Here is a 10,478-nt window from a genome sequence, read left to right on the forward strand (position 1 = left end):
CCTGGTGGCGGCGGGCGCGGCATCCGGTGCGGGCCACTCGTAGAAGCCGCTGCCGCTCTTGCGGCCCAGGCGCCCCGCAGCCACCAGGTCGCGCAGCAGCTGCGGCGGCGCGAAGGCGGGGCCGAGCTCGCGTTCGAGCTGCTCGGCGATGCCGAGCCGCACGTCGAGCCCGACGATGTCGGTGGTGCGCAGGGGGCCGACGGGGTGCCGGTAGCCGAGCTCCATCGCGAGATCGATGTCGGTGGCGCTGGCGACGCCCTGCTCGACCATGCGGATAGCCTCGAGCGCGAGCGCCACCCCCAGGCGGCTCGACGCGAAGCCCGGGGCGTCTCGCACGGTGATCGGCGTCTTGCCGAGGGCGCGGGCCCACGCGGCTGCGATCTCGGGCAGACCGGGCGCGGTGCTCGTGCTCACCACCACCTCGATCAGCGACGACGCCGGCACGGGGTTGAAGAAGTGGAGGCCGATGCAGCGCTCGGGGTGCTCGAGGGCGTCGGCGAGCCGGGCGAGGGGAATCGACGAGGTGTTCGACGCGATGACGGCGTCATGCGCGAGCTGCTGCTCGATCTCGGCGAAGGCGCGCGTCTTGAGATCGAGCGATTCGGGCACCGCTTCGATCACGAGCGCGCACCCCGCGAAGGCGGCGGCGCCGGTGGTGACGGTCAGCGCCCGAGCGAGCCGTTCGGGGTCGCCCGCGTGCCCGCGCGCGATCGACGCGTCGATGCTGCGCTCGACGCGCTCCCGCGCGGCCTCCGCCGCGGCGTCGCTCTGCTCGACCACGACGACGGAGCTGCCGGCCATGAGGAAGGCGTGCGCGATGCCGGCGCCCATGCGCCCGCCGCCGAGCACGCCGACGCGCTCCGGGACGGCGGCGGAGGTCGTGTCGGCGTTCGTCGTGTCGTCTGCGCTCATCGCTGCTGCTTTCGCTCGAGGAAGGCGGTCATGCGCCGGTGCTTCTCGGGGCTGTCGAAGAGGATCGCCTGCTCGGCGAGGTCGATCCGCGGGTGCGCGGAGCGGGGCGCCCCGAGCACCCGCTTCGACGCCTGCACGGCGGCGGGGTCGAGCCGGGCGATGCGCCGCGCGATGGCCGCGGCGGCCTCGAACGCCGTATCGCCGTCGTCGTGGAGGTGGGTGATGAGGCCGGCGGCGTGCGCCTCCTCGCCGGTGAGGATGCGGCCGGCGAGCAGCATCTCGGCCGCGAGCCCGTCGCCGACGATCTCGCGCAGCCGCCAGCTCGCCCCGGCGGCCGCGATGATGCCGAGCCCCGGCTCGGGGTTGCCGATTGCGAGGGCGTGCGTGCCGATGCGGATGTCGGCGCTGTACGCGAGCTCCGCGCCGCCGCCCAGCGCGTACCCGTCGAGCACGGCGATCACGGGCATGGGCAGGGCGTGCACCCGCATGAAGGCGCGCGTGTTGATGCCCGCGCGCGCGTCGGCGGCGGTGCGCTCGCGCAGCTGCGCGATGTCCGCGCCCGCGGCGAAGCTGCCTCCCGCCCCGCGCAGCACCAGCGTGCGCGGCCGCGATTCGAGGTCGGCGCAGAGCTCGTGCAGCGCGTCGACGACGGCGCGGTCGATCGCATTGCGCTTCTCGGGCCGATCGAGCGTGGCCAGCACGAAGTCGTCGCGATCCTCGATGCGCAGCGCCGGGCCGGTCACGCCGTCACCCGCTCGATGATGGTCGCGGTGCCCTGACCCACGCCGACGCACATGGTCGCGAGCCCGTAGCGGGATCCCTCGCGCTCCATGCGGCCGAGGAGCGTCACGAGCAGTCGCGAGCCCGAAGAGCCGAGGGGGTGGCCGAGCGCGATCGCCCCGCCGTCGGCGTTGACGCGGGCCGGGTCGAGGCCGAGGCGTCGCATGCACGCGAGCGATTGGGAGGCGAAGGCTTCGTTGAGCTCGACCGATCCGATGTCGTCGATCGAGAGGCCGGCGCGCGCGAGCGCGAGCTCGGTGGCGGGAACGGGGCCGAGCCCCATGATCTCGGGGGCGAGGGCGGCGGAGACGCTCGTCACCACGCGCGCCCGCGGCGCGAGACCGTGCCGCTCCACCGCCGCCTCGCTCGCGACGAGCAGCGCCGATGCGCCGTCGTTCAGCGATGACGCGTTGCCCGCGGTGACCACGGTTCCGCCCCGGACCACCGGACGCAGCCCGGCGAGCACCTCGGGGGTGGTGCCCGGGCGGGGGCCCTCGTCGGTGTCGACGATCCGCGTCTCGCCGCGCCGCTCGGCCGCTGGCACCGGCACGATCTCGTCGGCGAAGCGGCCGGCTGCGCTGGCGGCGAGTGCGCGGCGGTGGCTCTCGGCGGCGAATGCGTCGGCGTCGTCGCGGGTGATGCCGTCGAGGCGTGCCACCTCCTCCGCCGTCTCGGGCATCGAGAGCGTCGCCTTCTCGCGGCGCTCCAGCTCGGGGTTCGTGAAGCGCCAGCCGATCGACGTGTCGAACTGGGCGCCCGGCTTCGCCCAGGCGCGGTCGGGCTTCTGCTGCACCCAGGGTGCGCGGGTCATCGACTCGACGCCGCCGGCGATCACCAGATCGGCGTCGCCGGCGCGGATCGCCTGCGACGCGTTCGCGACGGCCGTCATTCCGGAGGCGCAGAGGCGGTTGACCGTGTACCCGGGCACGCTGTCGGGCAGCCCGGCGAGCAGGGCTGCCATGCGCGCGACGTTGCGGTTGTCCTCGCCCGCCTGGTTGGCGGCGCCGAGGATCACCTCGTCGATCTCCGCCTGCGGCACTCCGGTGCGTTCGACGACGGCGCGCACGGCGAGCGCTGCGAGATCGTCGGGGCGCACGCTGGCGAGCGCGCCGCCGTACCGGCCGACCGGGGTGCGGACGCCCGTGACGAGAAAAGCCTCTGGCATGGGCGCTGACCTCCGTGTCTGCCCGCGTCAGCCGAATTAGTGACTGACCGTTCGGTAATGAATACCAGAATAGGGTGCGGCGTCGACGGGCGCAAACCACCCGCTCCTCCCGACCGCTGCCCGCCGTCAGCACGCGCGCTGCGCGGATCCGCAGGGCCGTCGAAAAAAACTTCTCGAAACGCGCGTCACGAAATCGCCGATCCCCCGTGTCATCGGTGAGTCGGCTGCCTCAGGCCGTCCCCCGACGCGCCCCGGGGCCGACGACTGCCGCTTCCGCGGCGCCCGCGAACGGTCGCGGGCGCCGCGGAAGCCACCGCGCCGGCGCGGAATGCCGGCGGTCGAGCGGCGCGCAGCGCCGGCCCCACCGCGGCATGCATCGGACCGAACCAGCCCAGAAGAGGAGAGAAAGCGCGCACATGCGTTCCCACACCACACACGGACATCGCGTCCGCACCTTCCGACTCGGAAGGATCGTCTCCGCGCTCACCGCGGGAGTGCTCGCACTGAGCGGCCTGCTGGCGATCCCCGCTGCAGCGCACGCAGCCCCCAACCCCGCCATCGTCGTCGACGAGGTCGTCATCGGCGGCGGAACCGGGCCCGGCGGTCAGCTCGTCGTCGGCGACACCGTCTCCGTGACGGGCAGCTGGGACGCCGCCTCCGCTGATCCCCGCCCCGGCGACGTCTTCACCATCGGGCTGCCCCGAGAGCTGAGCATTCCGGCCAACGTGCCGTTCGCGCTCAGCGGCCCCACCGAGACCGGCGAGGTCGTCGACTGGGCGACGTGTCTCGCCGATGCCGAGACGGGCGTGGTCACGTGCACGCTCACCGAGCAGGTCGGCCTCTTCCCCGAGCTGGTGCTCGGCGAGTTCGCGTTCGACGTCACTGCGGTCGAGGCGACCGACGAGCGCGCGCTCGTCTTCGATCTCAACGGGAAGCAGGTTCCCGTCGAGCTGCCCGGCGGGGGCGGCATCGACGACGGCATCGAGGTTCCCGACACCTGGAGCAAGGCCGGCGAGATGAACGCCAACAACTGGTCCATGAAGTGGACCATCGACCTGCCCGGCTCGCGGATGCGCGCCCACGACGCGATCACCATCGCCGACACCCTCTCGGGCACGGCGCACGCACTCTGCACCCCCGCGAACCTCACGGTGCAGACCGTGCGCGGCAGCACCGTCGTCGACGTGACGAGCATCGCCCAGCTGGTGCCCGGCGCCGACCCGCAGCACTTCTCCATCCGCCTGACCGCTCCGGAGCCGAACGGCTTCGACGGCGACGTGACCTACCGCGTCACGTACGACACCTGCACGCCCGACGGGCAGATCGATCCCGAATCGGCCGAGTACCTCAACGAGGCGACGGTCGATGTGTGGGACGAATCCTCCGGCATCATCGGGGTGCATCCGCGACCGTGGCAGGGCTCGCTCACGAAGTCGGGCACCGTGCTCGGCGGGGGAGAGCGCAACGGCAAGATCGCCTGGACCGTCAGCGTTCCCGGCGACCAGCTGCTCGGCCGCGACGGCTTCGTGTTCAGCGAGACCCTCGGCGCCGGGCACGAGGTGTGCTCCGACACGATCAGCGGCATCAAGATCACCGAGCGGTACGGCCCCAGCAACCAGCTGCAGCGCGACGTCACCGGCATGCTCGCCGCGAACGTGACCGCGGAGACGGCGCAGGCCTTCACCATCGACTACGGCATCGCCGATCCCGCATTCGCCTTCCAGGCCTCCGACTACCGGTACGTCATCACCTACACGACGTGCGTGAGCCAGGACGGCCTGCCGGCAGGCGGCACGGCCTACACCAACGAGGTCTCGGTCGACGGCCAGGTCGCCGGCACCGAGACGAAGGTGCCCGGCCGCTCCGAGGGCAAGGGCGGCTCCATCAACGGGAGCGCCGTGACCCTCGACGGCGTCGAGCACCTGCCGCAGACCACGCTCAACTGGAGCATCACCGTTCCGGGCGAGCGCGTCGCAGCGATCGAGAGCGACCTCGTCGTCACCGACACGCTCAGCGGCGCGCACGAGGTCTGCGTCGCGGGCGATCCGAGCGACGGCACCGCGGCGCAGCTCGGCCTGCGCGTGCAGGCCCGAGACCAGGTGAACGGCGGCGGCCTCGCCACCGTCGACCTGACCGACTCGGTGACCGCGGAGCACGAGGACGGAGTGCTCACGTTCACGATCCCGCGCCCCGAGCTGCCCCAGCCGGGCGGAGCGATCACCACCGGCTTCAGCGCCGAGTACCAGTACGTCATCAGCTACACCACCTGCACGTCGAGCGGCGGAATGGACGCGCCGGGCACCGCGTACGGCAACGCCGCGGAGGTCGCCGGGAAGACCTACGAGAAGTCGGTCACGCAGAACAACCGCGGCAGCGGCACCGGGCAGGGCGTCTCGCGCGGCTCGGTGGGCATCAGCAAGTCGCTCGCCGACACCCCGGGCGCGGCGTTCGTGCCCGACGGCACCACGTTCCAGGTGCACGTGCAGGAGATCGACCCGCAGGGTCGCGTGCAGGTCGAGTACGACCTCGACGTACCGCTGAACGGCGACCGCATCAGTGGACCCAACTCCCGCGGCGCCGGCTGGACCGTCGCGCTCTCCGAACCCGAGTTCCCGCAGATTCCCGGCGTCGTGTTCGGCGACCCCGTGTTCGCGGCCGCAGACGGCGTCACGGTGCGGGACGGCGGCAAGACGGCCGTCGCAGCCCTCACGCCCGGCCGCAACATCACCGTCGACCTCGAGAATCGAGCGCAGATGGGCGCCCTGTCGCTCGTGAAGCAGGTCGCGGGCGGCGCCGCCGCCGAGGTCGATGCCGCACGGGCCTACGAGGTCACCGCGAAGATCGACACGGCCGCACTCGGAGCGGACTTCCCGGAGCAGGCGGATCGCACGGTCACCGTGACCGCGGGCGAGCCCGTGCGCATCGACGACCTGCCGATCGGCGCGACGGTCGCGCTGAGCGAGGCCCGGCCCGCGGACGACGACCGGTTCACCTGGGGCGACCCGGTCTTCTCCCCGCAGAGCGTGACGGTGACCGCCGCGCACGCGACCGAGCCAGCGGTCGTCACGCTGACGAACTCCGTCGAGCGCACGGTGGGCAGCTTCTCCGTCGCGAAGCGGGTGACCGGTGCCGAGGCCGACAACCCGGCCGTGCCCGATGCGGTGACGGTCACGGCGAGCTGGGAGCAGGCCGGAGTGCCCGGCTCGAAGACGCTCACCGTGCCGACCGACGGCACGCCGGTCGCGCTCGGAGAGCAGCTGCTGATCGGCACGCGGGTCGAGCTGACGGAGACCCCCCTGGTCGACGGCTCGGGCATCGCGTGGGGGTCCCCGACCTGGTCGGGCGACGGGGTTGCCGTCTCCGGCGCATCGGCGACCGTGACGATCGGTCGCGACGCCGAGGCGCAGGTGCTCCTCGAGAACCACGCCGCCACGTCCGTCGCCGGCATCAGCGTGCTCAAGGGGCTCGGCGGCGAAGCAGCGGGCGAGGTCGACGCCGACACGGAGTTCCCGGTCACCGCGACCTGGACCGATGCGAACGGCGAGCAGTCGAAGGAGCTCATGATCAACGCCGTCGAGCCGACGCCGCTCGGCGTCGACCTCCCCGCCGGCACCGTCGTGACGATCACGGAGGGCGATCGCCCCGGCATCGACACGGTCGTCTGGAAGACGATCGCGATCTCGGGCGATCGGGTCACCGACCACGGCGACGGCAGCGCCGAGATCGTGGTCTCCGACCAGCAGGGCGAGATGACCCTGGTGACCGTCGTGAACGAGGCCGCGTGGGCTCCGGGCACCTTCTCGATCGCGAAGCGCGTCGCGGGCGTGCAGCCGGGAGCGCCGGGCGTTCCCGAATCGGTCGCAGTGACGGCCTCGTGGTTCGAGGCGGGCGAGCCCGTCTCCGCTGAGCTCGCGCTCCCGACCGACGGCAGCGCGGTGCCGTTCGGAAGGGATCTCCCGCACGGCACCGAGGTGACGCTCGCGGAGGCGCTGCCCGACGAGACGAGCGCGTTCAGCTGGAACGCGCCGCGCTGGGAGATGGACGGCATCGTCGCCCACGACGACGGCACCGCGACGCTCACCATCGGCGCGGCGCAGACCCTGGCGGTCGACCTCGTGAACACCGTGACGCCGAAGCTCGGCAGCCTCACGCTGACGAAGTCGGTCACGGGGGCCGGCGCCTCGCAGGTCGCCGCCGACACGGCGTACCCCGTCACTGCGAGCTGGACGGACCTCGCGGGTGAGCCGCAGCGGACGGAGCTCGAGCTGATCGCGGGCGAGCCGACGGTGCTCGACGGGCTCCCGCTCGGCACCGAGGTGACGCTCACGGAGGCCGAGGCGGATCTGCCGGCGGCCGTGACGTGGGCCGGCGCCGAGTGGTCGACCGAGTCGGCGGGCGCAGTGATCGACGGCACGGGCCGGAGCGTGGTGCTCACCGTGACCGGCGATGACGGGGCTGACGGGGCAGACGCGAGCGTCGCCCTGGAGAACCGGATCGGAACCGCGCCCGGGCTCGCCGTCACCGGCGGCGAGATGCTCGGCGGCGGGCTGCTCGCACTGGGTCTCGCGGCGGGCGGAGTGCTCGTGCTCCTCGTGCGGCGTCGCCGCGTGCAGTGAGCGGCGCGGCGTGAGCCGCGTGCGCTCGGCGGGGGCGGTCGGACGGGTTCGTCCGGCCGCCCCCGGTGCATCCGCGTCGCCTAGAGCACGAAGGTGAGCCCCACGAGCAGCGCTGTCGACCGCACGCGGCGGTGGCCGAGGCTGAAGATGCAGCCGTAGAGCAGTGCGGCGGCCATGGCGTAGAGCCCGGCGGCGGGCCCCTGCAGCAGGATGTGCGCGACACCCCAGGTGGCGGCGAGCACGACCCCGCCCCACGGGACGGCCGGACGGCCGAACCTGAGCTCGCCCGCCGCCTGGCCGAGGGCGAGCACGAGCACCACGACGACCGTCTCGCTCGCGTAGTAGGCGAGCAGCAGAGCGAAGGCCGCGGGAGCGACATCGGGCGCCTCCACCGCGAGGCGCCCGTACTCGCCGACGAGCTTCCACTCCTGGAAGATGAGCGCTCGCACGCCGACGGCGATCACTGCCGCGGCGATGATGCCCGCGGCGCGCGCGACGCGTCTGCCGCTGAGGTCGCCTGCGAACGCGCGGGGGTATCCGCGCCGCGGATCCCGCACCAGGCGCAGCAGCACGATCGAGCCGGTGGCCCACCCCGCCGCGGTCACCGCCCAGTGCAGGGCCGTGCCGACCCCGGGCCGCGCCCCGCGCCAGAGGGGATCGAGCAGCAGCACGACGATCAGCTCCCACCCGAACACCGCGAATGCGTACAGCGCGGCGATGAGGTACCGCACCGGCGACTCGGCGGGACGGTCGCCCGAACCGGAGGTGCGGGCGGGGCTCGGATCGGGGGAGGTGCGCGGTGCCATGCTCGGAGCCTACCCGCCGGCCCGGGCCCGCGTGGATCTCGGGTGCGGCGGCAGGATATCGTGGTTCGGTGAGTTTGGTAGACCCTCGAGAAGCCGCACGACGCGACCACGCACGACACCGCGGAACGGCCCCCGCGCTCATCGCCACGATCTGCTTCGGCGTGCTGGCGCTCGCCGCGGCCGCCGTGCTCGGGTTCGCGGTCGGCGGCGTGTTCGAGCAGCTGCGCGTCATGAGCATCAACAGCGTCTTCGGGAGCTGGGAGACGGAGACCCCCATCGCGTTCCGCGCGTGGGGCCTGCCGCTCGGCATTCTCGGATTGATCGTGTCCCTCGGGCTGTACGGCACCTGGAATCACCGCTACAGCGGGCGCAACGACTCCTTCGTGATCGTCGGGCCGTTGACGATCGTGCTGGCGGGCCTCGCCCTGGGCACCTGGCTGGCGACGACGATGTGGGCGGAGCCCGACGCGGTCGGCGTGGCCGTCGATCCCGTATTCGGTCAGAACGAGACGTGGGGCATCGGTGCGTGGGTGCTCTACGCGGGAACCTGGTGGCTGCCCGGACTGTTCGCGCTGCTGACGGTGCTCAGCCTGATCGGGCGCGTGCTGGCGTCGCGGCGGCGGGAACGGAACGGCCGCATCGTCGAGCAGCTGCTCGCGCGGGGCGTGCGCACGGAGGCCGAGATCACGGAGGCACCGCTGCCCGAGCCGAGCGCCTCCCGCATGATCGTGCCGCTGGTCGCGAGGTTCTCGGATTCCGCGGGCGTCAGCCGGTGGGTCGCGTGCACGACGGCGCTCCGTACGCGAGACGTGCCGGCGGTGGGGGCGCGACGGCCACTCGTCTTCGACCCGGCGGATCCCGGAGACGTGCAGCGCATCTTCCTGTCACCGGCGGGCGGCACCGATCCGAGCAGTTTCGAACCGGTGCGCGCCGCGCAGTGACGGGGGCCGCGCTCAGTACCCGCGCACGGACACGGAGAACTTCCAGTCGACCACCCCGCGGTCGGTCATCGTGAAGCACTGGCTCGCGCGGGTCCACGTCGAGTTCATGGTGACGCGCTTCGCGTCGCAGGCCGCCTTCGTGGTGAAGTTCGTCGGGTACAGGTACGAGTAGCCGGCGGCTTGCGCGGGCGACGCGACGCCGAAGAGGCCTCCGGCGATGATCCCGATCGCGGCTGCGCAGCCGACCAGCTTCTTCCGGGGTGACAGGGACATGTGACTCAGCTCCTTCGCTCGACAACACTGGGCGTCCATCGTACTGCGCGCGCACTTCTCGCCGCTGGCCCTTTCGTGTACGCTCTATTACTGGCCGAACGGTCGGTAACTTGGCCGTCCTCACGAACAATGGAGTTCACATGACCATGACTGCTGTCGACAAGCAGGCGGAACGGCGCAAAGTGCTCGCGGGCACCGTCGTCGGCACCACCATCGAGTGGTACGACTTCTTCATCTACGCCCAAGCGGCGGGCGCCGTCTTCGCCGCGCTCTACTTCGCACCCGCGGGCGAGACCATCGGGCAGATCGTGGCCTGGGCCTCGCTCGGCATCTCCTTCCTCTTCCGGCCGCTCGGCGCGATCGTCGCCGGGCACCTCGGAGACCGGCTGGGCCGCAAGCGCATGCTCGTGCTCACGCTCGTGCTCATGGGCCTCGCGACCGCGCTGATCGGCGTACTGCCCACCTACGCCCAGATCGGCGTCGCAGCCCCCGTGCTGCTCGTGCTACTGCGCGTGCTCCAGGGGTTCTCCGCCGGCGGCGAATGGGGCGGCGCCGCCCTCATGTCGGTCGAGCACGCTCCCGAGCACAAGCGCGGCTTCTTCGGGGCCTACCCCCAGATCGGCGTGCCGCTCGGCATGATCCTCGCGACGGCGACCATGTGGGTCATCACCACGACCCTCACCGAGGAGCAGTTCCTCTCGTGGGGCTGGCGCCTCCCGTTCCTCTTCTCGATCGTGCTGATCCTCGTGGGCTACTTCATCCGACGCGCCGTCGAGGAATCGCCCGTGTTCAAGGAGCTGCAGGAGCGCAAGGGCGAATCCGCCGCGCCGCTCAAGACGCTCTTCTCGAAGCACGCGAAGGAGGTGCTGCTCGCCGCACTCATCTTCATCGCGAACAACGCCGCCGGATACCTGCTCATCGCGTTCTTCTCCGCCTACGCGACCCGGCCCGAGACCGACGGCGGCCTCGGGCCGGGTCGCGTAGG

Annotated in this window: 8 protein-coding genes; 3 read left to right on the forward strand and 5 right to left on the reverse strand. The window is 72.3% G+C overall.

Features of this window, described 5'->3' with window-relative positions; all coding sequences use genetic code 11:
* From NS354_RS07435 to NS354_RS07445, 3 genes are all read right to left on the reverse strand, one after another.
* Positions 1–912 (reverse strand): 3-hydroxyacyl-CoA dehydrogenase family protein (locus NS354_RS07435; protein WP_058593937.1); only part of this gene is annotated, 912 nt, incomplete at its 3' end.
* Positions 909–1,655 (reverse strand): enoyl-CoA hydratase/isomerase family protein, encoded by a 747-nt coding sequence (locus NS354_RS07440; RefSeq protein WP_058593938.1) that lies wholly within the window; start codon positions 1,653–1,655, stop codon positions 909–911. The genes NS354_RS07435 and NS354_RS07440, both read right to left, overlap by 4 nt.
* Positions 1,652–2,857, reverse strand: a complete 1,206-nt coding sequence (locus NS354_RS07445) for a thiolase family protein (RefSeq protein WP_058593939.1) — start codon at positions 2,855–2,857, stop codon at positions 1,652–1,654. Before NS354_RS07445 ends, NS354_RS07440 begins: the two co-directional genes overlap by 4 nt.
* Before the next feature lie 416 nt (positions 2,858–3,273).
* On the opposite strand from NS354_RS07445, the gene NS354_RS07450 reads away from it, so the two are divergent.
* A complete protein-coding gene (locus NS354_RS07450) occupies positions 3,274–7,473 on the forward strand; it encodes a DUF5979 domain-containing protein (protein WP_153002145.1) in 4,200 nt (1,399 codons plus the stop codon).
* An 80-nt stretch (positions 7,474–7,553) separates the two neighbouring features.
* Here NS354_RS07450 and NS354_RS07455 read toward each other — a convergent pair whose 3' ends face one another.
* The gene (locus NS354_RS07455; protein ID WP_058593941.1) at positions 7,554–8,279 is read right to left on the reverse strand and encodes a hypothetical protein; all 726 of its coding nucleotides are present in this window, start codon (positions 8,277–8,279) and stop codon (positions 7,554–7,556) included.
* Positions 8,280–8,347: 68 nt separating this feature from the next.
* On the opposite strand from NS354_RS07455, the gene NS354_RS07460 reads away from it, so the two are divergent.
* Positions 8,348–9,220: a hypothetical protein gene (locus NS354_RS07460; protein ID WP_058593942.1), complete on the forward strand. Its 873-nt coding sequence runs from the start codon at positions 8,348–8,350 to the stop codon at positions 9,218–9,220.
* A gap of 12 nt (positions 9,221–9,232) precedes the next feature.
* Here NS354_RS07460 and NS354_RS07465 read toward each other — a convergent pair whose 3' ends face one another.
* The gene (locus tag NS354_RS07465) at positions 9,233–9,493 is read right to left on the reverse strand and encodes a hypothetical protein (protein WP_058593943.1); all 261 of its coding nucleotides are present in this window, start codon (positions 9,491–9,493) and stop codon (positions 9,233–9,235) included.
* Positions 9,494–9,633: 140 nt separating this feature from the next.
* Here NS354_RS07465 and NS354_RS07470 point away from each other — a divergent pair.
* On the forward strand, positions 9,634–10,478 hold an 845-nt coding region (locus NS354_RS07470), incomplete at its 3' end, for an MFS transporter (RefSeq protein WP_153002146.1).

Source organism: Leucobacter chromiiresistens, from assembly GCF_001477055.1.
In the GTDB taxonomy this organism is placed as follows: Bacteria; Actinomycetota; Actinomycetes; order Actinomycetales; family Microbacteriaceae; genus Leucobacter; species Leucobacter chromiiresistens_A.